22 protein-coding genes are annotated in these 25,691 nt (G+C 67.8%); 13 read left to right on the top strand and 9 right to left on the bottom strand.

The window, feature by feature from the left end; genetic code table 11:
• Positions 1-25: 25 nt before the first annotated feature.
• Positions 26-1,408, top strand: a complete 1,383-nt coding sequence (locus ACW9UL_RS20715) for an aspartate aminotransferase family protein (protein WP_457788131.1) — start codon at positions 26-28, stop codon at positions 1,406-1,408.
• Between the two features lie 85 nt (positions 1,409-1,493).
• On the opposite strand, the gene ACW9UL_RS20710 is transcribed toward ACW9UL_RS20715, so the two are convergent.
• Entirely contained in the window at positions 1,494-2,087 is a 594-nt protein-coding gene (locus ACW9UL_RS20710; protein WP_457788130.1) for a HutD/Ves family protein, read from the bottom strand.
• Between the two features lie 244 nt (positions 2,088-2,331).
• Between ACW9UL_RS20710 and hutI the strand changes: the two genes are divergently transcribed.
• The 9 genes from hutI to hutC all read left to right on the top strand — a co-directional run bounded on the left by hutI (position 2,332) and on the right by hutC (position 14,622).
• Complete coding sequence (gene hutI / locus ACW9UL_RS20705) at positions 2,332-3,549, top strand: imidazolonepropionase (RefSeq protein ID WP_457788129.1); 1,218 nt, start codon at positions 2,332-2,334, stop codon at positions 3,547-3,549.
• Entirely contained in the window at positions 3,539-4,474 is a 936-nt protein-coding gene (gene hutG, locus ACW9UL_RS20700) for a formimidoylglutamase (protein ID WP_457788128.1), read from the top strand. The genes hutI and hutG overlap by 11 nt, the downstream gene beginning before the upstream one ends.
• A 91-nt stretch (positions 4,475-4,565) precedes the next feature.
• Complete coding sequence (locus tag ACW9UL_RS20695; RefSeq protein ID WP_457788127.1) at positions 4,566-5,891, top strand: YjiH family protein; 1,326 nt, start codon at positions 4,566-4,568, stop codon at positions 5,889-5,891.
• Positions 5,892-5,930: 39 nt separating this feature from the next.
• Positions 5,931-7,589, top strand: a complete 1,659-nt coding sequence (gene hutU, locus ACW9UL_RS20690; RefSeq protein WP_457788126.1) for a urocanate hydratase — start codon at positions 5,931-5,933, stop codon at positions 7,587-7,589.
• Positions 7,590-7,678: 89 nt separating this feature from the next.
• Complete coding sequence (locus ACW9UL_RS20685; RefSeq protein ID WP_457788125.1) at positions 7,679-9,274, top strand: BCCT family transporter; 1,596 nt, start codon at positions 7,679-7,681, stop codon at positions 9,272-9,274.
• Positions 9,267-10,802 carry an HAL/PAL/TAL family ammonia-lyase gene (locus tag ACW9UL_RS20680; protein ID WP_457788124.1) on the top strand — a complete coding sequence of 512 codons (1,536 nt, stop codon included), beginning with the start codon at positions 9,267-9,269 and terminating at the stop codon, positions 10,800-10,802. The genes ACW9UL_RS20685 and ACW9UL_RS20680 overlap by 8 nt, the downstream gene beginning before the upstream one ends.
• Before the next feature lie 12 nt (positions 10,803-10,814).
• The gene (gene hutH, locus ACW9UL_RS20675) at positions 10,815-12,347 is read left to right on the top strand and encodes a histidine ammonia-lyase (RefSeq protein ID WP_457788123.1); all 1,533 of its coding nucleotides are present in this window, start codon (positions 10,815-10,817) and stop codon (positions 12,345-12,347) included.
• 227 nt (positions 12,348-12,574) lie between these two features.
• Positions 12,575-13,753, top strand: coding sequence for a hypothetical protein (locus ACW9UL_RS20670; RefSeq protein ID WP_457788122.1), 1,179 nt, complete (start codon positions 12,575-12,577; stop codon positions 13,751-13,753).
• A 155-nt stretch (positions 13,754-13,908) separates the two neighbouring features.
• The gene (gene hutC / locus ACW9UL_RS20665; RefSeq protein ID WP_021443316.1) at positions 13,909-14,622 is read left to right on the top strand and encodes a histidine utilization transcriptional repressor HutC; all 714 of its coding nucleotides are present in this window, start codon (positions 13,909-13,911) and stop codon (positions 14,620-14,622) included.
• Between the two features lie 33 nt (positions 14,623-14,655).
• Here the strand turns inward: hutC and ACW9UL_RS20660 are convergent, their stop codons facing one another.
• The 5 genes from ACW9UL_RS20660 to ACW9UL_RS20640 form a co-directional block, all read right to left on the bottom strand.
• Positions 14,656-15,315: an endonuclease gene (locus ACW9UL_RS20660; RefSeq protein ID WP_021443315.1), complete on the bottom strand. Its 660-nt coding sequence runs from the start codon at positions 15,313-15,315 to the stop codon at positions 14,656-14,658.
• Positions 15,316-15,720: 405 nt separating this feature from the next.
• Entirely contained in the window at positions 15,721-16,608 is an 888-nt protein-coding gene (locus tag ACW9UL_RS20655; protein WP_457788121.1) for an alpha/beta hydrolase family protein, read from the bottom strand.
• Positions 16,605-17,180 (bottom strand): TetR/AcrR family transcriptional regulator, encoded by a 576-nt coding sequence (locus tag ACW9UL_RS20650; RefSeq protein WP_457788120.1) that lies wholly within the window; start codon positions 17,178-17,180, stop codon positions 16,605-16,607. The genes ACW9UL_RS20655 and ACW9UL_RS20650 overlap by 4 nt, the downstream gene beginning before the upstream one ends.
• Before the next feature lie 76 nt (positions 17,181-17,256).
• Positions 17,257-18,183 carry an ion channel gene (locus ACW9UL_RS20645; RefSeq protein ID WP_122110211.1) on the bottom strand — a complete coding sequence of 309 codons (927 nt, stop codon included), beginning with the start codon at positions 18,181-18,183 and terminating at the stop codon, positions 17,257-17,259.
• A 54-nt stretch (positions 18,184-18,237) separates the two neighbouring features.
• Positions 18,238-18,792 carry an NADPH-dependent FMN reductase gene (locus ACW9UL_RS20640; RefSeq protein WP_021442511.1) on the bottom strand — a complete coding sequence of 185 codons (555 nt, stop codon included), beginning with the start codon at positions 18,790-18,792 and terminating at the stop codon, positions 18,238-18,240.
• 221 nt (positions 18,793-19,013) lie between these two features.
• Here ACW9UL_RS20640 and ACW9UL_RS20635 point away from each other — a divergent pair, with 221 nt between their 5' ends.
• Positions 19,014-19,178, top strand: a complete 165-nt coding sequence (locus tag ACW9UL_RS20635) for a hypothetical protein (protein ID WP_021442510.1) — start codon at positions 19,014-19,016, stop codon at positions 19,176-19,178.
• Here the strand turns inward: ACW9UL_RS20635 and ACW9UL_RS20630 are convergent.
• Entirely contained in the window at positions 19,175-20,071 is an 897-nt protein-coding gene (locus ACW9UL_RS20630) for a LysR family transcriptional regulator (RefSeq protein ID WP_457788119.1), read from the bottom strand. The genes ACW9UL_RS20635 and ACW9UL_RS20630 overlap by 4 nt on opposite strands.
• 115 nt (positions 20,072-20,186) lie before the next feature.
• Between ACW9UL_RS20630 and ACW9UL_RS20625 the strand changes: the two genes are divergently transcribed.
• Positions 20,187-21,266, top strand: coding sequence for a polyamine ABC transporter substrate-binding protein (locus ACW9UL_RS20625; protein WP_457788118.1), 1,080 nt, complete (start codon positions 20,187-20,189; stop codon positions 21,264-21,266).
• 10 nt (positions 21,267-21,276) lie between these two features.
• A complete protein-coding gene (gene speB / locus ACW9UL_RS20620; RefSeq protein ID WP_457788117.1) occupies positions 21,277-22,248 on the top strand; it encodes an agmatinase in 972 nt (323 codons plus the stop codon).
• A 223-nt stretch (positions 22,249-22,471) separates the two neighbouring features.
• Here the strand turns inward: speB and ACW9UL_RS20615 are convergent, their stop codons facing one another.
• Complete coding sequence (locus ACW9UL_RS20615) at positions 22,472-24,031, bottom strand: acyl CoA:acetate/3-ketoacid CoA transferase (protein WP_457788116.1); 1,560 nt, start codon at positions 24,029-24,031, stop codon at positions 22,472-22,474.
• A gap of 10 nt (positions 24,032-24,041) precedes the next feature.
• A complete protein-coding gene (locus tag ACW9UL_RS20610; RefSeq protein ID WP_457788115.1) occupies positions 24,042-25,427 on the bottom strand; it encodes a GntP family permease in 1,386 nt (461 codons plus the stop codon).
• Positions 25,428-25,691: the final 264 nt, after the last annotated feature.

Below are 25,691 nucleotides of genomic sequence, written 5' to 3'. Positions count from 1 at the left end.
AACCCATCGAGGCGAGGTCACTGCCATGACAGTCCCCCACATCCCCAGCCGTACCACCCGCGACTATCAGCAACTGGACGCGGCCCACCACATCCATGCCTTCGTCGACCAGAAGGCGCTGAATGCCGAAGGCCCGCGGGTCATGGTGCGCGGCGAAGGCCTGCAGCTGTGGGACAACGACGGCCAGCGTTACCTCGACGGCATGTCCGGCCTGTGGTGCACCAACCTCGGCTACGGCCGCAAGGACCTGGCCGCCGCCGCCAGCCGCCAGCTGGAGCAGCTGCCGTACTACAACATGTTCTTCCACACCACTCACCCGGCGGTGGTGGAGCTCTCCGAGCAGCTGTTCAGCCTGCTGCCGAGCCACTACAGCCACGCCGTCTACACCAACTCCGGCTCGGAGGCCAACGAGGTGCTGATCCGCACCGTGCGCCGCTACTGGCAGATTGTCGGCAAGCCGCAGAAGAAGGTGATGATCGGCCGCTGGAACGGCTACCACGGCTCGACACTGGCCAGCACCGCGCTGGGCGGGATGAAATTTATGCACGAGATGGGGGGACTGATCCCCGATATTGCGCATATCGACGAACCATACTGGTTCGCCGCCGGCGGCGAGCTGAGCCCGGCTGAGTTCGGCCGGCGTTGCGCGCTGCAGCTGGAGGAGAAGATTCTCGAACTGGGCGCCGAGAAGGTCGCAGCGTTCATTGCCGAGCCCTTCCAGGGCGCCGGCGGCATGATCTTCCCGCCGGAAAGCTACTGGCCGGAGATCCAGCGCATCTGCCGCCAGTACGACGTGCTGCTGTGCGCCGACGAGGTGATCGGCGGCTTCGGCCGCACCGGCGAGTGGTTCGCCCACCAGCACTTCGGCTTCCAGCCCGACACCCTGTCCATCGCCAAGGGCCTGACCTCGGGCTATATCCCCATGGGCGGTCTGGTATTGAGCAAGCGCATCGCCGGCACCCTGGTGGAGCAGGGCGGGGTCTACGCCCACGGCCTGACCTATTCCGGCCACCCGGTGGCGGCGGCGGTGGCCATCGCCAATATCAAGGCGCTGCGCGACGAAGGCGTGGTCGAGCGGGTCAAGGCCGATACCGGCCCCTACCTGCAGCAGTGCCTGCGCGAGACGTTCGCCGGCCACCCGCTGATCGGCGAGATCCAGGGCAGCGGCCTGGTCGCGGCATTGCAGTTCAGCGAGGACCCGGCCAGCCGCACGCGCTTCGCCAACGAAACCGAGCTGACCTGGCGCTGCCGCAGCATCGGCTTCGACAACGGCCTGATCATCCGCGCCACCGGCGGGCGCATGATCATGGCCCCGGCGCTGGTGGCCACGCGCAGCGACCTGGACGAGCTGGTCAGCAAGACCAAGCTGGCGGTGGACCAGACCGCGCGGGAGATCGGCGTGCTCTAGCGGCCAGCTTGGCAGGACCGAGGCGCAGCTTCGCAAGGGGCTGCGCCTTTTTTCGTTCGCGGGCGCGGGACAGCTGCCGCGGGCGTCAACCCTGCCGATACAGCCAGGCCAGATAGAGCAGGGCGGGCTGCGGCGCCTGCAGCGCCAGTGGCCCGGGCTGGTCTTCCAGCAGCAATCCCTGGCCGCTTTCCAGCCGCTGCATCTCGCCGTCCGGCAGCCGGCACTCGATGCCCGCGCCAGCCTGGCACCAGAGCAGCATCACCGCCGCATCGTTGTGCAATTCCTGTCGCCCATGCAGCTGTAGCGGGGCCAGGCGATGGCGCCAGACACCGCGTCGGGTCATCAGGTTGAGGTCGCCGACCGGGCCGTCCACCAGCGTCGCGGCGATCGCCTCCTCGCCGGGAAACTGCGCCACCGCGCCGCCGCTGAACAATTCCTCGACCCGTCCGTCGCCCCGCTGCAGGCGCAGCCCCGCGCCACTGAGCAACGCCAGGCTGCGATCGACGCCGGCAAAGCGCGAGAACGCCCCGTCCGCCGCGACCCGCGCGCTGCTGATGCGCCAGGCGAAGTCGTCCAGGCCGGCGCCCGCCGGGGCGATGGCCAGTTCCAGGGTTTCGCCGCCGCCGTTCTTCCAGGGCATGGCATGGGCGGTGGCGAGGTCGAGCAGGCTATGGGGCATGGCAGCCTCCTGGGCGGTCTTTAGCTTAATGTATATACATTAAGCTCGGGCGACCAGCGGTCATTGCTCGGTGCGCGGCCGTTGTCACCTTGTTTGGCGGCTTTGATCGCTCTATTTAGGCTGATTCAGCCAGTATCCATCGGTTTGAAAAGGCCCTTTGACCATCTGGTCATTTTCCCTCGCATGGCTTGACGCTCGCCCGGATGGCTCATATTGTATATACAAAATAAATGCGGAGAATCCCATGCCGGCATTCCCAACCCCGAAACAGCTGTGGCGCGACGTGCGGGTCTTCGATGGCCTGACCCAGCTGGACGAGCCGATGAATCTGCTGGTCGAAGGCGAGCGCATCGCCGGCCTGTGGCCGGTGCGCGAGTTCGATGAGGCGTTCGCCCAGGGCGCCGCCTGCGCCGGTCGCGGCGGGGTGATGACCCCCGGCCTGGTCGATTGCCATACCCACCTGGTCTACGCCGGTAACCGTGCCGGCGAGTTCGAGCAGCGCCTGGAGGGGGCGAGCTACGAAGAGATCGCCCGCGCTGGTGGTGGCATCCTCAGCAGCGTGCGCGCCACCCGCGCGGCCAGCGAGGACGAGCTGATCGCCGCCAGCCTGCCGCGCCTCGATGCGCTGCTGGCCGATGGCGTGACCACGCTGGAGATCAAGTCCGGCTACGGCCTGACGTTGGCGGACGAGCTGAAGATGCTGCGCGTGGCCCGTCGTCTTGGTGAGTTGCGCCCAGTGCGCGTACTGACCACGCTGCTCGGCGCCCATGCCCTGCCGCCGGAGTACGCCGGCCGCGCCGACGACTACGTGGCCCTGGTCTGCGACGTGATGATCCCGGCGGCCGCCGCCGAGGGCCTGGCCGATGCGGTGGACGTGTTCTGCGAGGGCATCGGCTTCTCCCCGGCGCAGTGCGAGCGCATCTTCCAGGCGGCCCAGGCCCATGGCCTGGCGCTCAAGGCGCATGCCGAGCAACTGTCCAATCTCGGCGGCAGCGCCCTGGCCGCGCGCTACGGCGCGCTGTCGGCCGACCATATCGAGTACCTCGACGAAGCCGGCGTGCGCGCCATGGCCGAGGCCGGCACCGTTGCCGTGCTGCTGCCCGGCGCCTTCCACGTGCTGCGCGAAACCCAGCTGCCGCCCATCGCGCTGCTGCGCCAGTACCAGGTGCCGATGGCCGTGGCCAGCGACGCCAACCCCGGCACCTCGCCGATCTGCCTGCCCACGCTGATGGCCAACCTGGCCTGCACCCTGTTTCGCTTGACTCCGCGCGAGGCGCTGAGCGGCATGACCGCCCAGGCCGCCCGCGCCCTCGGCCGCCCCGACCTGGGGCGGATCGAGGTCGGGTCGCCCGCCGACCTGTGCCTGTGGGATGTGCTGTCCCCGGCCGAACTGGCCTACGCCGTCCAGGCCGGCCGCCTGCGCCAGCGCATCTTCAACGGAGAACTCGTTCATGCACGCTGATCGCCATTCCATGGAGGCCTGGGGCGGGCGTACCGACCCCGAGCCGGACAGCCCGCGCTGGCACCAGCGCATTCGCGCCCTTGGCCGCGACAGCCAGCCGGGCCTGGCCCTGCTCGGCTTCGCTTGCGACGAGGGCGTGCGCCGCAACCATGGTCGGGTCGGCGCCGCCGCCGCGCCGCTGGCGATGCGCAAGGCCCTGGCCAACCTGGCCTGGCACCGCCAGGCACCGGCCTACGATGCTGGCGACGTGGTCTGCGAGGACGGCGACCTGGAAGCGGCCCAGGCCCGCCTCGGGCGCACCGTCTGCGCGCTGCTGGATGCCGGCCATTTCCCCGTGGTGCTCGGCGGCGGCCACGAAGTGGCCTTCGGCAGCTGGTCCGGCCTGGCCGAGCACCTCTCCGGCAACCATGCCCCGCGGATCGGCATCGTCAACTTCGACGCCCATTTCGACCTGCGCGACCCGGCCCATGTGCATTCCTCCGGCACCCCCTTCGCGCAGATCGCCGAGCAGTGCGCCGCGCGCGGCTGGCCGTTTCGCTACGCCTGCCTTGGTGTCAGCCGCGCCAGCAATACCCGCGCGCTGTTCCAGCGGGCCGCCGACCTCGGCGTGCTGGTGCGCGAGGACCGCGAGATTCGCGAGTCGAGCCTCGACGCCATCGGCGCCGAGCTGGAGGCCTTTGCCGCCGCCTGCGACGTGCTCTACCTGACCATCGACATCGACGTGCTGCCGGCCTGCGAGGCCCCCGGGGTCAGCGCCCCGGCCGCGCGCGGGGTGCGCCTGGAGCTGCTCGAGCCCTTGATCGAGCGGCTCAAGGGCAGCGGCAAGCTGCGCCTGGCCGATCTCGCCGAGCTCAACCCCGAATACGACATCGACAACCGCACCGCCCGCGTGGCGGCGCGGCTGATCCACCTGCTCAGCCTCTGAGCACGCAAGCCCGGCCCTTTCCCGCACAACAACAACTACGAGGAAACCACCATGTTCACCACCGCCCGCCGCCGCGGCCAGGAGCCGCGCCATGTCTGAGTCCCTGCCGTTGAGCGCCGGCGTGTCGCGCTCGCGGGCCCTGGCGCGCCTGCTCGGCTATAGCCTGATCGGCCTGCTGCTGTTCTTCGTGCCGTTCGAGCTCGGCGGGCGTTCGACCATTCTCCTCGACCACGCCGCCAGCGCTTTGCAGCTGCATGCGCGGCCGCTGGTGATCGGCGTGGCGCTGCTGTTCATGCTCTACGGCGCGCTGGCGCCCTGGTTCGACGGCAGCTGGCGTCGCAGCCTGACCCATAGCGTGTTCAGCGTGCTCAAGGTGCTCGGCCTGCTGATCGGCGCCGCCTACCTGCTGCAACTCGGTCCGCAGGCGCTGTATCAGCCGGACATGCTGCCGTTTCTGTTCGAGAAACTGGTGCTCAGCCTGGCGCTGATCGTGCCGCTGGGCTCGCTGGCGCTGGTGTTCCTGATCGGCTTCGGCCTGCTGGAACTGATCGGCGTGCTGATGCAGCCGGTGATGCGACCGATCTGGCGCACGCCGGGCAAGTCGGCCATCGATGCCGTGGCCTCCTTCGTCGGCAGCTACTCGGTGGGCCTGTTGATCACCGACCGCATGTACCAGCAGGGGCACTACAGCGTGCGCGAGGCGGCGATCATCGCCACCGGCTTCTCCACCGTGTCGGCGCCGTTCATGGTGATCATCGCCAAGACCCTGGGCCTGATGGGGCAGTGGAACCTGTACTTCTGGGGCGCCATGGCGGTGACCTTCGCCGTGACGGCGGTCAGCGCGCGCATCTACCCGCTGTCGCGACTGCCGTCCGAGTCCACGCCCGAGGCGCCGCTGCAGCCCGGTGAAAGCCGCCTGGGCAGCGCCTGGCGCGCCGGGATGGAGCAGGCCAGCAACGCGCCATCGCTGGGCTCGGCCCTGCGTGAAACCTTCCTCGATGGCCTGCGCATGACCGCCGCCATCCTGCCGAGCATTCTCGCCGTCGGCCTGTTCGGGCTGCTCGCGGCCAAGTACACCCCGCTGTTCGATGCGCTCGGCGTGCTGCTCTACCCGCTGACCTGGCTGTTCGGCCTGGACGAGCCGATGCAGGTGGCCCGCGCCATTTCCGCCGGCCTGGCGGAGATGTTCCTGCCGGCGATGCTGCTCAAGGACGCCGACGTGCTGGTGAAGTTCGTCACCGCCATCGTCTCGGTCAGCAGCGTGCTGTTTCTCTCCGCCTCGATTCCCTGCGTGCTGGCCACGCGGATTCCCCTGAGCCTGGGCCACCTGCTGCTGATCTGGCTGCAGCGCACCCTGCTCAGCCTGCTGTTCGCCATTCCCCTGGCCTACCTCGCACAATTTCTGGGCTGGCTCTGACCGCCCACCCTTAACTCGTTCTCCACAGGAGCCCGCAAGATGACCAAGTTCCGCGATACCGAAATCCGCGCCCCGCGCGGCAATAAGCTGACCGCCAAGAGCTGGCTGACCGAAGCGCCGCTGCGCATGCTGATGAACAACCTCGACCCCGAGGTGGCCGAGAACCCCAAGGAGCTGGTGGTGTACGGTGGCATCGGCCGCGCCGCGCGCAACTGGGAGTGCTTCGACAAGATCGTCGAGGTGCTCAAGCGCCTGGAAGACAACCAGACCCTGCTGATCCAGTCCGGCAAGCCGGTGGGCGTGTTCGAGACCCACCCGGACGCCCCGCGCGTGCTGCTGGCCAACTCCAACCTGGTGCCGCACTGGGCCAACTGGGAGCACTTCAACGAGCTGGACCGCAAGGGCCTGGCCATGTACGGGCAGATGACCGCCGGCAGCTGGATCTATATCGGCAGCCAGGGCATCGTCCAGGGCACCTACGAGACCTTCGTCGAGGCCGGCCGCCAGCACTACGGCGGCAACCTCAAGGGCCGCTGGGTGTTGACTGCTGGATTGGGCGGTATGGGCGGCGCCCAGCCGCTGGCCGCCACCCTGGCCGGCGCCTGCTCGCTGAACATCGAGTGCCAGCAGTCGAGCATCGACTTCCGCCTGCGCACCCGCTATGTCGACGAGCAGGCCAGCGATCTCGACGACGCCCTGGCGCGCATCGACAAGTACTGCGCCGAGGGCAAGGCGGTGTCCATCGCCCTCTGCGCCAACGCCGCCGACGTGCTGCCGGAGCTGGTGCGCCGCGGCGTGCGTCCGGACATGGTCACTGACCAGACCAGTGCCCACGACCCGCTGCACGGCTACCTGCCGTCCGGCTGGAGCTGGGAGGAGTACGTGGCCCGCGGCAAGAGCCAGCCCGAGGCGGTGGTCAAGGCCGCCAAGCAGTCGATGGCGGTGCACGTGCGCGCCATGCTCGACTTCCAGAAGATGGGCGTGCCGACCTTCGACTACGGCAACAACATCCGCCAGATGGCGAAAGAGGAGGGCGTGGCCAACGCCTTCGACTTCCCCGGCTTCGTCCCGGCCTATATCCGTCCGCTGTTCTGCCAGGGCATCGGCCCGTTCCGCTGGGCCGCGCTGTCCGGCGACCCCGAGGACATCTACAAGACCGACGCCAAGGTCAAGGAACTGATCCCGGACGACGAGCACCTGCACCGCTGGCTGGACATGGCCCGCGAGCGCATCGCCTTCCAGGGCCTGCCGGCGCGCATCTGCTGGGTCGGCCTGAAGGACCGCGCGCGCCTGGCCCAGGCGTTCAACGACATGGTCGCCAGCGGCGAGCTGAAGGCGCCGGTGGTGATCGGCCGTGACCACCTGGACTCCGGCTCGGTGGCCAGCCCCAACCGCGAGACCGAGGCCATGCAGGACGGCTCCGACGCCGTGTCCGACTGGCCGCTGCTCAACGCCCTGCTCAACACCGCCGGCGGCGCCACCTGGGTCTCGCTGCACCATGGCGGCGGCGTGGGCATGGGCTATTCGCAGCATTCCGGGGTGGTGATAGTCGCCGACGGTACGCCCGAGGCCCGCGCCCGCCTGGGCCGCGTGCTGCGCAACGACCCGGGCACCGGGGTGATGCGTCACGCCGATGCCGGTTACCAGATCGCCATCGATTGCGCCAGGGAACAGGGCCTCGATCTGCCGATGCTCTGAGCATCGTGCGCAACGCCGGCGGCGTGGGCGGCAGAGGCCCACGGCGTCGGCAGACCTCCTAACGCTGTTCCCAGAAAAGGCAGGCAACAATGAATACAAGTAGCCGTAAACGCCTGAACGTGGGGGTGTTCGTCCCCGCCTTCACCATCATTCTTCTCGCGGTCGTCCTGGGGCTGGTCGACAACGCGGCCCTGGTCCGGGTGGCCAAGGGCATCTTCTACTTCTCCCTGGTCGATTTCGCCTGGCTCTACCAGCTGTTGGCCATTTCCGCACTGGCGGTCACCGCCTACATCTTCTTCTCCAAGGCCGGCGACATTCGCCTCGGTGGGGCGCACGCCAAACCAGCGTTTTCCATGGCCACCACCTTCGCCATGGCGCTGACCGGCGGCATCGCCACCGGCGTGGTGACCTACTCGGTCAACGAGCCGATCATCTACCTGGGCAACGTCTACGGCGAGATCGGCAACCAGACCTTCGCCCCCGGCAGCGCCGAGGCGGCGATCTTCGCCCTGGCGCGCTGCTTCCATAACTGGAGCTTCATTCCCTACGCCATGTATTCGGTGGTCGGTCTGATGATCGGCTACATGCACTACAACCGCCGCCAGGCGTTCTCCATCGCCTCGACCCTGATTCCGGTGATCGGCCGTCACGAACAGCGGCCGCTGGTGCGCTCGCTGGTCAACGTGGTGTCGGTGCTGGCCATCGCCCTCGGTCTGGCCTCGTCGCTCGGCGCCGGCCTGGCGCTGATCAGTTCGGGCATCGAGTCGCAGTACGGCATCCGCCCGACGCCGATGACCTGGCTGCTGCTGACCCTGGTGATCGCGACCATCTTCATCGCCTCGGCGCTGTCGGGGCTCAAACGCGGCATCCGCCTGCTGTCGTCGATCAACGCCTACATCTTCTACGCCTTCGTGGTCATCCTGCTGGTGGTCGGGCCGATCAGCTACATCCTCAGCCTGTCGACCACCTCCATCGGCTACTGGCTGAGCAACTTCTTCCTCTGGTCGTTCGACACCAAGGAGTCCGGCGGCGAGGCGCTGGTGACCTGGTGGACCATGTACGACTGGTCGATCTGGATCGCCTATGCGCCGCTGATGGGCCTGTTCCTCGCGCGCATCTCCTACGGCCGTACCCTGCGCGAGTTCCTGGTGATCAACTGGATCCTGCCGTCGCTGTTCGGCATCGTCTGGTTCGCCATCTGGGGCAGCTCGGCGATCAAGTGGCAGCTCGACGGCACCCTCGACCTGGTGCGCATCGTCAGCGAGAACGGCGCGGTCGCCGGGCTCTGGGGCTTCCTCCAGCACCTGCCATTGGCCATCATCCTGGTGCCGCTGGCGATCTTCACCCTGATCCTCTCCTTCGCCACCGCGGCCGACTCGATGACCTCGACCATCGCCTCGATCTGCACCCACGACATCCGTGCGGACGAGGAGTCGCCGAAGCGGCAGAAGGTGATCTGGGGCCTGTCGATCGGCGCCATTGCCTTCATCATGGTCGCCTACGGCGGTGGCGCGCAGGGCGTCGAGGGCATCAAGTACCTGGCCGCGGCCGGCGGTTTCAGCGTGCTGTTCCTGTTCATCCTGATTGTCGCCGCGGCAGCCCGGGTGTTTATCTTCAAGCGGCACGAGCCGAACGGCGAACGAGTCGACGAGCCGGCGCCGCTGGCGGGAGTGGTGAATGAATAGTCTGGCGGAAATCGTCATCGGCGACGGCGCGGTCGACTGGCAGCAGGTGGTGGCCGTGGCCCGCCAGCGCCGGCCGCTGCGCCTGTCGGCGGGGGCCTGGGCACGCATCGACGAGGCGCGGGCGGCGGTGCTGGCCATGGCCGGTTCGGGCCAGGCGCACTACGGCATCAATACCGGGCTGGGCGCGCTGTGCAACGTGGTGCTGGCGCCCGACGAGCTGCAGCGCCTGTCGCGCCATACCCTGATGAGCCACGCCTGCGGCATCGGCGCGCCGCTGCGCGCCGAGCAGGTACGGGCGATCATCTGCTGCGCGGTGGTCAACTACAGCCACGGCCATTCGGGCGTCAGCCGCCAGGTGGTGGAGGGGCTGCTGCAGCTGCTCGAGCACGACCTGCTGCCGCAGGTGCCGGCGCAGGGCTCGGTCGGCTACCTCTCGCACATGGCGCATATCGGCCTGGCCCTGCTCGGCGTCGGCGAGGTGGAGCTGGCCGGCCGCCGTCTTGCCGCCAGCGAGGCGTTGCAGACCATCGGCCTGGCGCCGCTGACGCTGGGGCCCAAGGATGGCCTGAGCCTGGTCAACGGCACCCCGGCGATGACCGGCTTGGCCTGCCTGGCCCTGGCCGATGCCAGCGCCCTGGCGGACTGGGCCGACGTCGTCGCGGCGATGAGTTTCGAGGCGCTCGGCTGCCAGCTCGACGCCATCGACCCGGCGGCGATCCAGCGCAAGGCGCACCCCGGCATGCAGCGCAGCGCCGCCAACCTGCGCCGGCTGCTGGCCGGCAGTCGGGTGCTGGAACTGAGCCAGGGCGAGCGCCTGCAGGATGCCCTCAGTCTGCGTTCGATTCCCCAGGTCCACGGCGCCTGCCGCGACCAGTTGCGGCACGCCGCCCGGCAGGTGGTCGACGAGCTCAACTCGGCCACCGACAACCCGCTGGTGGTGCGCCAGGGCGAAGGCCATCGGATCATCTCCCAGGCCAACCCCCACGGCGAGTCGGTGGCGCTGGCCTGCGACCTGCTGGCCATCGCCGTGTGCGAGTGGAGCAGCATCGCCGAGCGCCGCGCCTTCCGCCTGGTGACGCCGCAGGCCAACAGCCTGCCGGCGTTCCTCACCGCCGAGGGCGGGGTCAAGTCGGGGATGATGATCGCCCAGTACAGCGCCGCCTCGCTGGTGGCGGACAACAAGCGCCTGGCGCTGCCGGCGGTGACCGACAACTTCCTCACCTCGGGTCTGCAGGAGGATCACCTGAGCCTGGGCGAGAGCGCCGCGCTGAAGCTGGACAAGGCGCTCGACAACGCCTTCCATGTGCTCGCCATCGAGTACCTGCTGGCGGCCCAGGCCTTCGATTTCATCGAGCACCGGCCCTTCGGCACCGGCACCGGGCACGCCTGGCAACGCCTGCGCGAGCGGGTCGCCCACTACACCGAAGAACACCCGCTGTACCTGGATATCCGTGCCTGCTACCAGCTGCTGCGCGACGCCCACACTCTGGCCGCGCTGCGCGAGCAGCTGGCGCCCATCGACTGTTGAGGTAGTAGAGTCATGCCCGTTCTGCATATTCGCCCCGGCCAGCTGACCCTGGCCGACCTGCGCGCCGCCTACCAGGCGCCCGTGTGCCTGACCCTGGACGCCAGCGCCTATCCGGCCATCGACGCCAGCGTCGCCTGCGTCAACCAGATCGTCGCCGAGGGCCGCACCGCCTACGGCATCAACACCGGCTTCGGCCTGCTAGCGCAGACCCGCATCGCCAACGCCGACCTGGAAAAGCTGCAGCGCTCGCTGGTGCTGTCGCACGCCGCCGGCATCGGCGAGCCGCTGGACGACGCCATGGTGCGGTTGATCATGCTGCTGAAGATCAACAGCCTGGCGCGTGGTTTCTCCGGCATCCGCCGGCAGGTGATCGAGGCGCTGATCGCCCTGGTCAACGCCGAGGTCTACCCGCATATCCCGCTCAAGGGCTCGGTGGGCGCCTCCGGCGACCTGGCGCCTCTGGCGCATATGTCGCTGATCCTGCTCGGCGAGAGCCAGGCGCGCCATAAGGGCGAGTGGTTGCCGGCCACCGAAGCGCTGGCGCTGGCCGGCCTGGAGCCGATGTGCCTGGCGGCCAAGGAGGGCCTGGCCCTGCTCAACGGCACCCAGGTGTCCACCGCCTACGCCCTCCGCGGGCTGTTCGAGGCCGAGGACCTGTACGCCGCCGCCAGCGTCTGCGGGGCGTTGAGCGTCGAGGCCATGCTCGGTTCGCGAGCGCCCTTCGATGCGCGCATCCACGCCGCCCGCGGCCAGCGCGGGCAGATCGACGCCGCCGCCGCCTATCGCCATCTGCTCGGCGCCAGCAGCGAGATCGGTCGCTCCCACGCCGCCTGCGACAAGGTGCAGGACCCCTACTCGCTGCGCTGCCAGCCGCAGGTGATGGGCGCCTGCCTGACCCAGCTGCGCCAGGCCGCCGAGGTGCTGGCGGTGGAGGCCAACGCGGTATCGGACAACCCGCTGGTGTTCGCCGCCGAGGGCGAGGTGATTTCCGGTGGCAACTTCCACGCCGAGCCGGTGGCCATGGCCGCCGACAATCTGGCCCTGGCCATCGCCGAGATCGGTGCGCTGAGCGAGCGCCGCACCTCGCTGATGATGGACAAGCACATGTCGCAGCTGCCGCCCTTCCTGGTGGCCAACGGCGGGGTCAACTCCGGCTTCATGATCGCCCAGGTCAGCGCCGCCGCACTGGCCAGCGAGAACAAGGCCCTGGCCCACCCGCACAGCGTCGACAGCCTGCCCACCTCGGCCAACCAGGAAGACCACGTGTCCATGGCCCCGGCGGCCGGCAAGCGCCTGTGGGAAATGGCCGCCAACACCCGCGGCGTGCTCGCCGTGGAATGGCTGGGCGCCTGTCAGGGCCTGGATTTCCGCGAAGGGCTGAAGAGCTCGCCGGCGCTGGAGCAGGCGCGTCAGGCGCTGCGCGCCAAGGTGCCCTACTACGTGGAAGACCGTTTCTTCGCCCCGGACATCGCCGCGGCGAACGACCTGCTGGCCGAACGGGTGCTGACGCCGTTGCTGCCGGCCGGGCTGTTGCCGTCGGGCTAACCCTCCGACGCGGCGCCAGCGATGGCGGATGCCATGCACAGCCAGGGGCGGCTGTGCATGGACAACTAACCGCGCGCTAAACATCGACTCGCAATAACTTCCGTGTCGCTTGCAGGGCGGGGCTAGCCCCTGCGTGCCTGTTTCCCACGTTCAACAAGAGTGCCAGCTGCTGCATGGCATTGCGGCAGGGCTTTGTCCGTAAAAACACAAAAATAGAGGGTGACCATATGTTGTTCGATAACTATAAGAAACACCGACCGCGCTATATGTTTTGCGCCGCGCTGCTGTTCGCGCAAGGCGTGGCAGCGGCGCCGGTGACCGAGAATCTGGACGTCGGCGGGGCGCTGCGGGCGCGTTTCGACTACGACCCGGATCGGGATATCCAGAAGTTGTCCTTCGATACTTTTCGCATCGACGTGAATTACCGTTCGGAGACCTGGATCGGCTCGGCGCAGTATCGTTTCTATGGTGGCTCCTATCCCTACGATTATGTCGACAGCATTGGCGACGTCTCTTTCCCGGCCTGGGCCTGGATAGGTTACAAGTTCGATGAAACGCAGCAGGTGCAGGTCGGCATCAATCAGATGCCCTTTGGCCTGTTGCCCTATTACGGCAGCACCTTCTACCTGGGCCTGGGCAACGTCATCGGCCTGGAGGACGTGCACAACCTCGGCGTCAAATACATCAAGGACGATGCCGACTGGAGCCTCCACGCCGCTTTCTACCCCAGTGACGGCGGCCAGTGGACGGGCACCAGCCGCGGCGGCAAGTCCTTCTCGACCAACGTCGCCGACGCCGACGACTACGTGGTCGACGGCAGCGACAACGACGAGCAGAACAAGCTGGTGCTGCGTCTGGCGCGCCAGCTCAGGGTCGGCGGCTGGTCGTCGGAAATCGGCGGCTCGCTGCTGACCTCGACCCTGGAGAACCAGGACACCGGCAAGGATGGCCGGCGCTCGGTGTTCGCTGCGCATTACCTGGGGCAGAACGGCCCCTGGGGCGTGCAACTGCAGGCGACGCGGCAGCAGATGGAGCCGAAGAATGCCGGCACCGACAAGGTCGTGACCTTCGGCAGCTTCGACGGCACCTTCAACGTGGCGTCCAAGGGCAACCTGTACCTGGCCGACCTCAGCTACGACCTGCCGGGCAGCTACTGGCTGTTTTCCGGCGTGAAGCTGTACGGCAACTACAGCCGCTTCGACAAGTCGGAAAGTTCTTTCAAGGATTCCGAGCGCTTTATCCTGGGCACCTCGTTTTCCTTCAAGGAGCTGTGGATCGCCCTGGAATGGCTGCATGGCAAGAACGATCCTTACCTGGGCGGCAGCAGCTACACCCAGAGCCTCGGCAGTGGCGGCAGCGACCAGTGGGAAAATCAGCTCTACGCCAATATCGGCTACTACTTCTGAGTCAGCCTGAAGCGGCGCGCTGAGTGCGTCACAGGCACAGGTCGGCGATCCGCCGGCCTGTGCCCCATATTGTGGCAATCGCACGCCGTTGTCCCTACGCGCGGGCGAGAGGGGAGGCTATCATCTGCGCTTCGGGTACAACCCAAGGAATCGCAGTGACCAGCACAACCCCCCGCTACCGGGCGATCGAGGAATACCTGCTCGAGCGCATCCGCGACGGCGCCTATCCGGTCAACCACCAGATCCCGCCGGAGGAGCAGCTGGCGCGCGATTTCAGTGTCAGCCGGATGACCGCCAACAAGGCGATCCAGAATCTGGTGCAGCAGGGCTATCTGGTGCGCCAGGCCGGACTCGGCACCTTCGTCACCGACCGCAAGGCCGAGTCGCCGCTGCATGAGGTGATGAACATCGCCGCCGAGGTACGCGGCCGCGGCCATGTCTACGGCAACCGGGTGGTGCGCTGCGAGGCCATCGCCGCCGACGACGAGGTGGCCCTGCGCCTCGGCCTGCGCCTGGGCGCGGAGGTGTTTCACAGCATCCTGGTGCACCTGCAGGACGGCCTGCCGATCCAGCTCGAGGATCGCTTCGTCAACCCGCGCTGGGTGCCGCATTACCTGGACACCGACTTCAGCCAGCACACGCCCAACGAGGTGCTGGTGGCCAGCTGCCCGATCTCGGACATCGAGCACGTGGTCGAGGCGGTGCTGGTGGATGCACCTACCGCCGAACTGCTGCAGATCGACCCGGCCATGCCTTGTTTGAGCGTGATCCGCCGCACCTGGTCGGAGGATCACCTGATCAGCTACGCGCGGCTGATCCATCCCGGCGATCGCTACAAGCTGCGGTCGCTGCATAAACGCCGGGGATAACCCGCCCGTAGGGTGCGCGCGGCACCCCCCGCGTCAATCGCTGATTAGCTGATCCACCAACGCCGGATCGTCGATAAAGCGGTTGCGGGTGCCCTGCAGCGCCTCGATCTTGTCGTTGCGCGCCTTCTCCTCGGCATCCGGCGGATCCAGCCGGTGCCAGGCCTTGTACATCGGCACCAGGCCGACGATGGGCAGGTCGTACTCGACGTGCATGTAGAAGATCGCCCGGGCGATATTGCCCTTGGCCTCGTCGCGCGGTTCCACCAGTTGGAAGCTGGTCTTCAGGTCGCAGCCGATGTCGGCGAACTTGCTCGGCACATCGTCGGCCAGGTCGGCGAACTGGGCGTTGCGCCGCGCCAGCTCGACGCGGGTCAGGGCCGGATAGTGGTTGTGCAGGTCCGCGGCGATGTAGGGATAGCGCGGATTCATGATGGTGCACTGACGGTCGGTGACGCAGCGCAGCGCGCTCTTGAGCTGCTTGCTGCTGTAGATCGGGCTGGCGGTGACGGTGCCGCTCTCGCCGTCGAAGGGCTTGGCGCAATACAGCGTGGTGCCGCCGGCGCCGTAGAGATCCTGCCAGAAGGCCTGTGCGATGGCCTGCTTGGGATCGCCCAGTTGAGTCTGGCCAGAAGCCAGGACGAACGTGCCAAAAGCTGTTGCCAGGCAACCGAGAATCAGGGTGACTGCGCGCATGATCGAGCCCCAATGACCGCCGTTGACGGAGTCTGTTGTTTTTGTAGGACAAGCCGGAGTCTAGCAAGACGCGCGTCACAAGATAACCCCGAGCGAATGCTTGGTTGGTTGCCTGTAAGCCATGGCTTACACAGGCTGCCGCTTATCGCCACTGTCGGGCGATTCGGCACGGGCGTACTCTTCTGCTTACGGATTCAGCGCAGGAAGCGCACAAACGAACAGGGACACACTGGACAGCCGCCAGGACGGTGAGCAGATCAAGGATGTCAGGACTACAGTCTGCAAGGCCCCGCAAACGCGGGGTTTTCTTTTTTGGGGCGTTCGCCCGACCTCTTCGGATTCCCGCGCTGCTGGCCTAGCTCGCCGCAGGGTGCGCCGCGCACACCCATCCCCACCACTATCGGCTCAGGCCGCCCGTCGCTCGGCGTGCAGTCGCTCGAACCAGTCCAGCGTCTCGTCCCATAGGCGCTGGGCGGCGGGGCGGAAGTAACCCATATGACCGATATTGCCCAGGCCCTCGGCCTGCGAATCGAGCGTGCGCGCCTGGTAGGGCGCGTTGACGTAGGCGGCCATGAAGGCATCGCGCGAGGCGGGCGGCGCCCACAGGTCGTCCAGGGTATTGAGCGCCACCATGGGCGTGGCGACCCGGGCGAAGCGCTCGGTCAGGCCGGGCATCTGCGGGTCGTCGAAGAAGTAGCGCGGGTAGCGGCACCAGCGCTTCCACTGGCGGTACACGCCCAGCGGCAGGTCCTCGCCCATGCCCAGCTTGCTCCAGGCCAGGTAGCCCTTGTAGCGCGTCATCAGCGGGCCGATCAGCCGCCACATGGCCAGCACGCGCACTTGTTCGGCCTTGGGCATCCAGCCGTGCCAGCCGGCGCCGGTGCCGAAGGTGTAGAAGCCGGTCACCTGATCATGGTTGGGCAGCAGGCCGAAGGCATGGCCGCCGAAGGAGTGGCCGACCATGAACAGCGGGCGTTCGCCGTGGCGATGCTGATCCACCGCGGCGGCCAGGTCGAGGTGCGCCCAGTCCAGGTAATCCATGTCGAAGCCGCGCAGGCTGGCCGGCTTGGACTGGCCGACGCCGCGGTAGTCCAGGGTCAGGGTGCTGAAGCCGCGGGCGGCGGCGTGTTCGGCGAAACGCCGGTAGAAGCCCTGCGGCACCCCGGTGGCGCCGGCGATCAGCAACTGCGCGCGGGGTTCGCGCGCGTGGTACAGGGTGGCGGTCAGCGGGTAGCCGTCGCGGGCCGCCAGTGCTACGGCTTCGCTGGGGATGGTCGGGCGGTCGTGGTTCATGTCAGTGGCACTCGTTGCTGGCGGGTCAGGTGGAACAGGGCGTCGGCGGCCTGGCGCAGCGGCTCGGCGCTGCCGGCGACGCGAGCCTGCAGCAGGCCGCCTTCGTAGAGGGCGACGAACAGCGCGGCGAGGCTTTCGGCCTCGGGGTAACCGTGCGCCTGCAATTGGCGTTGCAGCGCCCGGCGAATGGCGGCGAAGGCCGTGGCCAGGGCGGCGCGGATGTCCTCGTCCTCGGGGCCGCTTTCCAGCGCCACCGTGGCCAGCGGACAGCCGCGCTCGAAGGCGCTGCCCTGCAGCTGGCCGAGGGCGCCATGCAGCCAGGCGGCGAGGGCGTCGAGCGGCTCGGGCTGGTGCTCGAACAGCGTGGCGAAGGCCTGTTCGGCGCGCTGGCCGATGCGCTCGATAGCGGCCACCGCCAGCTCGCTCTTGCCGCCGGGAAAGTGGTGATAGAGGCTGCCCTTGGGGGCGCCGGCGTCGGCCAGCAGTTCGCTCAGGCCGACGCCGTGCAGGCCCTTGCGCTGCAGGGCGTCGATCATGGCGTCGATCAACTTGTCGCGGGTGGTCTTGTTCATGGGAGAGATTATGTAGACCGGTCGGTCTAGGCGGGCAAGCGGCATTCCGGTCGCGTCTGGCGGCAAATGCGCCAGGCTAGCGAGTCATTTTCTTTACGAACACCACCACGAACAGGGCCATGGTGAAGCTGCCGACGAAGGCTTCGACGGCGGCGATCAGCCGCGCCAGGCCGCCGGGCGTGATGTCGCCGTAGCCCAGGGTAGTGAAGGTGACCACGCTGTAGTAGAGGCAGGCGAGCAGGTCCTGCAGGTTGGCCAGCAGGCCGCGGTCGAGGCTGAGGCCCAGTGTCTGGCCGCCCTGGTTGACCCCGGTGAGGAAGTACAGCAGGCCGCAGACGCCGATCAGGCCGAGGGAGAACAGCACCACGTTGAGCGGTTTCTCGCCGTAGCCGCAGAACAGGTCGACCAGCCAGGACAGCAGGCGCCGCGCGGAGAGCCGTGGCATCTGCAGGCGCCGCATGAGCATTTCGCGGTGGAAGAAGTAGCCGGCCTGCTCGAACAGCCCGGCCTGTTCCAGGTGCAGGCGCAGGTTGCGATAGGTTTCCTCGGCCTCCTGAAACTGCTGCTGCGCCGCGCTGGCGTCGCCGCGGCGCAGTAGCTCGCGCGCCACCCGCTCCTGCAGCAGTTGGCGATCCCACACCACGTTGTCCAGTCGCGCGCCTTCCAGGCGCACGCCCAGCAGGTTGCAGTCGCGCAGGTCGACACAGTGCAGGTTGGCCTGGCGCAGGTCGGCCTTCATCAGCGAGCTGCCGCGCAGGTCGAGGGCGAACAGATGGGCGTGCTGCAGGTCGGCGCGGTACAGGTCGGCATCGCGCAGGACGAAGCCGGCGCGGCTGCCGTGGTTGACCAGATCGATGCCGGCCAGCTCGGCCTTCTTCAGCTGGAAGCCGAGCATCGGCTGGCCGCTGCGCGCGCGCTGCTCGAGGGCGGCGCGCAGTGCGGCGTGCTGCTTGTCCGTTTCGGCGTCCTGCCAGAAGCCCTCGTCGGGCTGGATGGTTGCCATGGCCGAGCCTCGTGGCGCTTTCCTCAAGCCTAGCCCGTGCCGCCCGCTCCGGTGTCAGGCGTGCTGCGCCACCCAGGCGGCATAGGCGTCGATGAACTTCTGCAGGAAGGGTCTGATGCCGTCGCCGAGCATGCCGGCCTCCTCGAAGAAGCTGCCGGCGCCGCCGAGGTAGGCCTCCGGCTGCTGCATCATGTAGACGTCGAGAAACACCATGCACTGGCGCAGCGCATGGTTGGCGCCGAAGCCGCCGATGGCCCCGGGCGAGGCGCTCAGCACGGCGCCGGGCTTGCCGCTGAAGGCGCTCTGGCCGTAGGGCCGCGAGCCGACGTCGATGGCGTTCTTCAGCGCCCCGGGCATCGAGCGGTTGTACTCCGGGGTGACGAACAGCAGCGCGTCGGCGCCCTTGAGCTTGGCGCGAAAGGCGACGTAGGCCTCGGGCGGGCTGCCCTGGTCGATGTCCTCGTTGTACAGCGGCAGGTCGCCGATCTCGACTATCTCCAGCTTCAGCGAGGGCGGTGCCAGCTGAGCCAGGGCCAGCGCCAGCTTGCGGTTGATCGAGGCCTTGCGCAGGCTGCCGACCAGCACGGCGACGTGGTAGGTCTTGCTCATGGGAACTCCTTGCGGCGAGAACGAATGGGAGTGAGCAACTATAGACCGCCGTTTATCGCCTGCCGGACGCTCTAGCTTGAGCCTCGCTACCGATCAGGGTCATAAAGGCGTCATGTTGCGAGCACAGTCTGATGCGCAGCATTCCGTTTCGAGCCGTTCGGCTCATCCCCTGCCCAACTATCCATCAGCCATGTTCGGCCAGCGCCGACGAGGACAACGTTATGGGTATCCATATCCCCCTGGGCTTCGATCCACAGTTGCAACTGGAAGCGGAAATCCCCGACGAACGCGACCTGCATGCCGAGATCGTGGCGATCCTCGCTGCGCTGGAAGCCCTGGCCGCCGAACTGAGGACGGCCGGGGAGCCTGGCGCGCAGCGCCCCTAGTCCGCTCCGAAGGCTGCCAGCAGGTCCTCGGCGAAGGCCAGCTGCGCTTCGCCGGGGCTATGGCCGCGGTGGCTGGCGAGGCGGAACTGCACGGTGAAATCCCAGCTGTCCGGCAGGCAGCGCAGCTTGCCGCGCGCCACCCAGGGCGCAGCGATATGCTCGGGCAGGTAGCCCAGGTGGGCGCCGGAGAGGACGAAGGCCAGGCTGCCCTCGACCTGTTCGCAGCGCGCGCTGCTGACGCTGGACTGCCAGGGCTCGCCGGCGGCGCCGAAGCGGTAGGGGTGCAGCACCCGGTCGCCGTCTTCCAGGTCGCTGGCCGCGACCGTCTCGCGCCCGAACAGCGGGTGCTGGCGCCCGCAGTACAGGCGCTGGCGCTCGGCGAACAGGGGCCGGTAGTCCAGCGCCGTCTGGCTGCCGGAGAAATAGCCGATGGCCAGTTGCAGCTGGTCCTGCAGCAGGCGCCTCTCCAGCTCGGCGGGCATGGCGCTGAGCAGCTCGATCTGCACCGCCTGGTTGCGCCGACGGAAACGCCCGATGGTATCGCCGAGGCGCTCCAGCACCTGGTCCGAGAGCGCCTCGGAGAGGCCGATGCGCAGTTCGCCGAGCAGTTTGTCGGCCATGCCCTGGGCCTCGCCCTTGAAGGTCTCGATGGCGCCGAACAGCTTGCGCGTGGCGGCCAGCACCTGCTCGCCCTTGGCGGTCAGGCGAAAGCCGGCCTTGCCCCGTTCGCACAGGCGAAAACCCAGGCGCGTCTCCAGCTTGGCCATCTGCGTGCTGATGGTCGACTGGCCGATGCCCAGCTCGCCCTGCGCCGCGCTGAAGCCACCGCTCTCCACCACGGTGACGAACAGGCGCAGCAGCTGCAGGTCGAGGTCGCGCAATTGGCTGAGCATGGCGGCTCCATACATTGATATTCATCGATGCCAGAGTAGATCACTTCGTATTTATTCGAAGCAACGCCGGGCGCAGGATGACCCCCAGCCCATCACCACCACGAGGCCATTCCCGATGCGCCAGGTCATCCTCCCCCTGCTGCTGTGCAGCGCCTTCGCCGTGCAGGCCGAAGACAAGGCCCTGAATCTCTACAGCTGGTCGGCCTATATCCCCGAGCAGGCGCTGCAGCGCTTCAAGGACGAGACCGGCATCCGGGTCAAGTACGACATCTTCGACAGCGCCGAAGCCCTGGACAGCAAGCTGCTCACCGGCGGCAGCGGCTACGACGTCGTCTTTCCCGCTTCCAGCGGCCTGGCCCGGGCGATCCAGGCCGGCGCCGTGCAGCCGGTCGAGCGCCGCCGGCTGAGCAACCTGGGCAACCTGGACGGCGAGCTGCTGGCCAAGCTGGCCGTGGCCGACCCCGGCAACCGCTACGGCGTGCCCTACACCTGGGGCACGGTCGGCCTGGGTTACAACAAGGAGGCCGTGGCGCAGCGCCTGCCGGGCGTGCCGAGCAACAGCCTGGACCTGCTGTTCAAGCCCGAATACGCCAGACGGCTCAAGGACTGCGGCATCGCCGTGATCGACTCGCCCCAGGAGGTGATCAGCATCGCCCTGCACTACCTGGGCAAGGACCCCTACAGCAGCGACAAGGCCGACCTGGCGGCGGTACGGCAACTGCTCGCCGGCCTCCAGCCCAGCCTGCGCTACGTCGGCAGCGGCCGGCATATCGACGACCTGGCCAAGGGCGAGATCTGCCTGGCGCTGACCTACAACGGCGACGCCTTTATGGCCGCCGACAATGCCCGTGAGGCCGGCCAGCCGTTCAGCGTGGAGTACCGCGTGCCGGTCGAAGGCACGCTGATCTGGTTCGACACCATGGCCATCCCCGCCGACGCGCCGCATCCGCAGGCCGCCCATGCCTTTATCGACTTCATGCTGCGTCCCGAAGCCATCGCCGAGCTGACCAACAGCGTGTTCTTCGCCAACGCCAACCGGGCCGCCACCGCGCTGGTGGACGAGGCCATCGCCGGCGATCCGGATATCTACCCGCCGGCCGAAGTCCGCGCGCGGCTGTTTAGCGAGCAGCTGATGCCGCTGCGCCAGCAGCGCGAGCGCACCCGTATCTGGACCACCTTTCGCAGTCAGTATTGAGGACAAGGCAATGGAAGCATTCCAAGGCAACGACCTGGCGATCACCCGCGACAGCCTCTACGGCACCTACTCGGAGCCGACCTACGCCGGCGTCACCAGCTTTATGCGCCGGCGCTACTCGCGCGACCTGGAGGGCGTCGACCTGGTGGTCAGCGGCGTGCCCTTCGACACCGCCACCACCAACCGACCCGGCAGCCGCTTCGGCCCGCGGGCGATCCGCGCCGCCTCGGTGACCAGCGCCTGGGAACGCCACTACCCCTGGGAGTTCGACCCCTTCGACCAGCTGGCGGTGATCGACTACGGCGACTGCAACTTCGATCATGCCCTGCCGCACAGGATTCCGGCGGCCATCGAGGCGCATGCCGAGCGGATCGTTGCCGCCGGCTGTGGCCTGCTGACCCTGGGCGGCGACCACTTCATCAGCTACCCGCTGCTCAAGGCCCATGCCAAGCGGCATGGCGCGCTGTCGCTGGTGCACTTCGATGCCCACAGCGACACCTGGCCGGATAGCGATGCCAGCGAACAGGGCGTCAGCCACGGCACCATGTTCTACCACGCCGCCCGCCAGGGCCTGGTGGACCCGGCGCGCTCGGTGCAGATCGGCCTGCGCACCACCAACGACGACACCCTGGGCTTCCAGGTGCTGGACGCGCCCGAGGTGCATCGCCGCGGCGCGCAGCAGATCGCCGAGCTGATCCGCGCCCGGGTCGGCGACCACCCGGTGTACCTGACCTTCGATATCGACTGCCTCGACCCGGCCTTCGCCCCCGGCACCGGCACCCCGGTGTGCGGCGGCCTGAGTACCCACCAGGCGCTGGAGATCCTGCGTGGCCTGCGCGGCATCAACCTGGTGGGCATGGACGTGGTGGAGGTCTCGCCGCCCTACGACCACGCCGAGATCACCGCCCTGGCCGGCGCCACCGTGGCCATGGAGATGGTTTGCCTGTATGCCGCGCGGCATAAGCTGGGGGAAAGGATGTAGGGTGGAAATCGCTGTTCATTTCCACCATGAGCCTTTGTCTCGATTGCCCATGGTGGACCGATGAAGCGTGGTCCACCCTACGGTCTAGCCGGCGTAGCCCGGATGAAATCCGGGGGCGCTATCTCGGGGCGTTCGCCTCGATTGCCCAGGGTGGATCGATGAGGCGTGAGCACCTTAAGCATTCCGGCAAATAATCGGGCCTGTTAGGCCCGTAAGTTCACGCTCAAAGATTTTGTAGGCACTGGGCCAGGCCGATGGGCTCTGGGCGAAACAGCCGCGCGTCCATCAACTTCGGCTCGCGCACGATGGGCGCGAAGTCCATGCGGGCGAGGATGTCGCGCTGGATATCCACCCCCGGCGCCACCTCGATCAGCTCCAGGCCGTCCAGGCTCAGGCGGAACACGCAGCGTTCGGTGACGTAGAGCACCGGCTGGCCACGTTCGGCGGCCAGGCGGCCGGCGAAGGTGCGGTGCTCCACCTCGGCGACGAACTTGCGCAGCGCACCGTCCTGGACGATGCGCAACTGGCCGTCCTCGACGCGGATGTCCTGGGCGCCGGCGCTGAAGGTGCCGACGAACACCACCTGCTTGGCGTTCTGGCTGATATTGATGAAACCGCCGGCGCCGGCCAGGCGCGAACCGAATTTCGACACGTTGAGGTTGCCCGCGGCATCGGCCTGGGCCAGGCCGAGAAAGGCGATGTCCAGGCCGCCGCCGTCGTAGAAGTCGAACTGGTAGGGCTGATCGAGCAGCGCGCTGTGGTTGCTCGCCGCGCCGAAGTCCAGCCCCGAGGCCGGCACGCCGCCGATCACCCCGGGCTCGGCGGTCAGGGTCAGGCGCTCGATCACCCCTTCTTCGGCCGCCACCGCGGCGACGCCCTCGGGCATGCCGATGCCGAGGTTGACCACCGCACCGCCCTTGAGCTCCAGCGCGGCGCGGCGGGCGATCAGCTTGCGCACGTCCAGCGGCAGCGGCGCCAGGCTGTCCACCGGCACCCGCGTCTCGGCAGCGAAGGCCGGGTTGTAGGCGGTGGCGAAGGTCTGCTGGTGATTGGCCGGCTCGGCCTGCACCACGCAGTCCACGAGGATGCCGGGGATCTTCACCTCGCGCGCATTCAGCGAGCCGCGCTTGACCAGGCGCTCGACCTGGGCGATCACCAGGCCACCGGAATTGCGCGCGGCCATGGCGATGGCCAGGCTCTCGATGGTCAACGCCTCGCGCTCGAAGCTGAGGTTGCCGTCGGGGTCGCTGCTGGTGGCGCGCACCACCGCCACGTCGATGGGAAAGGTCGGGTAGAACAGGTAGTCCTGCCCGTCGATGGGCATCAGCCGCACCAGCTCGGTGGTGGTGCGCGCATTGAGCTTGCCGCCGCCGTGGCGCGGGTCGACGTAGGTGCCCAGGCCGACCCGCGACAGCTGCCCCGGCTTGCCGGCGGCGATATCGCGAAACAGCTGGGAGATCACCCCCTGCGGCAGGTTGTAGGCCTCGATGCGGTTGTCCACCGCCAGCTTCTGCAGCCCCGGCACCAGGCCCCAGTGACCGCCGATCACCCGCCGCACCAGGCCCTCGTGGGCCAGATGGTTGAGGCCGCGACCCTTGCCGTCGCCTTGACCGGCGGCGTACACCAGGGTCAGGTCGCGCGGCGCCCGTTCGGCGAGAAAACGCCGCTCCAGGGCGATGGCGATCTCTTCGGCGAAGCCGATGCCGACGAAGCCGCCGGTGGCCAGGTTGGCGTTGTCCGGGATGCGCGCCACGGCTTCTGCGGCACTGATGATCTTGCTCATGCAACGAACCTTAGAAACTACCGAAAAGAGTGCCCAGGGTGATCACCACCGCCAGCGCCACCAGCGGAAAGGCCACGGTGTTGACGAAGATGAACTTGTACGACTCGCGGTGGCTGAGCTTGCAGATCGCCAGCAGCGAGATCACCGCGCCGTTGTGCGGCAATGTGTCCATGCAGCCCGAGGCCATGGCGGCGACGCGGTGCAGCAGCTCGGGGCTGATGCCGGCGGCGTTGGCCATGGTCAGGTACTGCTCGCCCAGGGTCTTCAGCGCGATGGACATGCCGCCGGAGGCCGAGCCGGTGATGCCGGCGAGGATGTTCACCGCCACCGCCTCGGAGATCAGCGGGTTGCTCGATACGCCCAGCACCAGGTCGCGGATGATGACGAAGCCGGCCAGGGAGGCGATCACCGTGCCGTAGCCCACCTCGGCGGCGGTGTTGAGGATCGGCAGCATGGAGCCGAAGGCGCCGTCGTTGACGCTCTGCTTCAGGTCCATCCAGCGCCGCCAGTGCAGGCCGATCAGCAGCACGATGGCGGCGCCGAGGGCGACGATGATCGACCAGATGCCGATCAGCGACTTGGCATCCTGCAGGCCGCCGAATTCCGGCTTGGCCAGGTAGCTGGTGTCGAGGCTAGGCAGGATCTGCTTGGCCATCAGGAAGTTCAGCGCGATCACCACGAAGATCGGCAGCAGCGCCAGCCAGAAGCCGGGAATGTCGCGCTTGTCCTCGGCAACCGGGTCGTCGCGGTGTTCGCCGTAGCCTTCGCCGGCGGCCATCAGCTTGCGCGACTGGGCGGTGAGCCACCAGGTGCCGAGGCCGAACATGATCAGCCCGGCGATGACGCCCAGACCCGGCGCGGCGAAGGCATCGGTGCCGAAGAAGGGGTTGGGGATGGCGTTCTGGATCGCCGGGGTGCCGGGCAGCGCGGTCATGGTGAAGGTGAACGAGCCGAGGGCGATGGCACCGGGGATCAGGCGCTTGGGAATGCCCGCCTCGCGAAACAGCGCGGCGCCGATCGGGTACACGGCGAAGGCCACCACGAACAGCGACACGCCGCCGTAGGTGAGGATGCCGCAGGCCAGCACTATGGCCAGGATGGCCCGCTCGCTGCCCACTTTCGCGACTATGCCGTGGGCGATGGCGCGGGCCGAGCCCGAGTCGTCCATCAGCTTGCCGAACAGCGCGCCGAGCAGGAACAGCGGGAAGAACTGGATCACGTAGCCGCCCATGGCCTTCATGAACACCTGGGTGTAGGTGGGCAGCAGCAGGCCGATGTCGCCGGCGAACAGCAACGCCAGCAGGGCCAGCAGGGGAGCGAGGATCAGCACGTTGATGCCGCGGTAGGCGAGGTACATCAGCAGCGCGAGGGAAATCAGAATACCTAGGGTACCCATGGGTGGTTCCTTTTGTTGTTGTTCTAGCGGCTCTGGGCCGTTTATCGAGAAGACGCGCATGCGGCAGCGCGCCCTTGCCGGATATAGAGCCAGAGTCGTGCCAGAGGGCGTTACGACTTTGGTCGATAGGGCGGGAGGGCCTATGGCCAGGGGTTTTCAGGCTTTCAGACCGAGCGCGGGAAAGCAGGAGAGGTACGAGATGGCCTCCAGCTTTCTGGATTTAGTCCAGATTCATGGAATTGAAAGGTCGAAGGTTGTCCAGAT

The organism is Pseudomonas sp. PL-6, from assembly GCF_054110165.1.
Note: the sequence above shows the minus strand (reverse complement) of the source record. Positions and strands in the feature narration are given on the sequence as shown.

Coding starts and splice junctions, on each gene's coding strand:
- ACW9UL_RS20715 (WP_457788131.1), top strand. CDS start 26: ATGACAGTCCCCCACATCCCCAGCCGTACCACCCGCGACTATCAGCAA.
- ACW9UL_RS20710 (WP_457788130.1), bottom strand. CDS start 2,087: ATGCCCCATAGCCTGCTCGACCTCGCCACCGCCCATGCCATGCCCTGG.
- hutI (WP_457788129.1), top strand. CDS start 2,332: ATGCCGGCATTCCCAACCCCGAAACAGCTGTGGCGCGACGTGCGGGTC.
- hutG (WP_457788128.1), top strand. CDS start 3,539: ATGCACGCTGATCGCCATTCCATGGAGGCCTGGGGCGGGCGTACCGAC.
- ACW9UL_RS20695 (WP_457788127.1), top strand. CDS start 4,566: ATGTCTGAGTCCCTGCCGTTGAGCGCCGGCGTGTCGCGCTCGCGGGCC.
- hutU (WP_457788126.1), top strand. CDS start 5,931: ATGACCAAGTTCCGCGATACCGAAATCCGCGCCCCGCGCGGCAATAAG.
- ACW9UL_RS20685 (WP_457788125.1), top strand. CDS start 7,679: ATGAATACAAGTAGCCGTAAACGCCTGAACGTGGGGGTGTTCGTCCCC.
- ACW9UL_RS20680 (WP_457788124.1), top strand. CDS start 9,267: ATGAATAGTCTGGCGGAAATCGTCATCGGCGACGGCGCGGTCGACTGG.
- hutH (WP_457788123.1), top strand. CDS start 10,815: ATGCCCGTTCTGCATATTCGCCCCGGCCAGCTGACCCTGGCCGACCTG.
- ACW9UL_RS20670 (WP_457788122.1), top strand. CDS start 12,575: ATGTTGTTCGATAACTATAAGAAACACCGACCGCGCTATATGTTTTGC.
- ACW9UL_RS20660 (WP_021443315.1), bottom strand. CDS start 15,315: ATGCGCGCAGTCACCCTGATTCTCGGTTGCCTGGCAACAGCTTTTGGC.
- ACW9UL_RS20655 (WP_457788121.1), bottom strand. CDS start 16,608: ATGAACCACGACCGCCCGACCATCCCCAGCGAAGCCGTAGCACTGGCG.
- ACW9UL_RS20650 (WP_457788120.1), bottom strand. CDS start 17,180: ATGAACAAGACCACCCGCGACAAGTTGATCGACGCCATGATCGACGCC.
- ACW9UL_RS20645 (WP_122110211.1), bottom strand. CDS start 18,183: ATGGCAACCATCCAGCCCGACGAGGGCTTCTGGCAGGACGCCGAAACG.
- ACW9UL_RS20640 (WP_021442511.1), bottom strand. CDS start 18,792: ATGAGCAAGACCTACCACGTCGCCGTGCTGGTCGGCAGCCTGCGCAAG.
- ACW9UL_RS20635 (WP_021442510.1), top strand. CDS start 19,014: ATGGGTATCCATATCCCCCTGGGCTTCGATCCACAGTTGCAACTGGAA.
- ACW9UL_RS20630 (WP_457788119.1), bottom strand. CDS start 20,071: ATGCTCAGCCAATTGCGCGACCTCGACCTGCAGCTGCTGCGCCTGTTC.
- ACW9UL_RS20625 (WP_457788118.1), top strand. CDS start 20,187: ATGCGCCAGGTCATCCTCCCCCTGCTGCTGTGCAGCGCCTTCGCCGTG.
- speB (WP_457788117.1), top strand. CDS start 21,277: ATGGAAGCATTCCAAGGCAACGACCTGGCGATCACCCGCGACAGCCTC.
- ACW9UL_RS20615 (WP_457788116.1), bottom strand. CDS start 24,031: ATGAGCAAGATCATCAGTGCCGCAGAAGCCGTGGCGCGCATCCCGGAC.
- ACW9UL_RS20610 (WP_457788115.1), bottom strand. CDS start 25,427: ATGGGTACCCTAGGTATTCTGATTTCCCTCGCGCTGCTGATGTACCTC.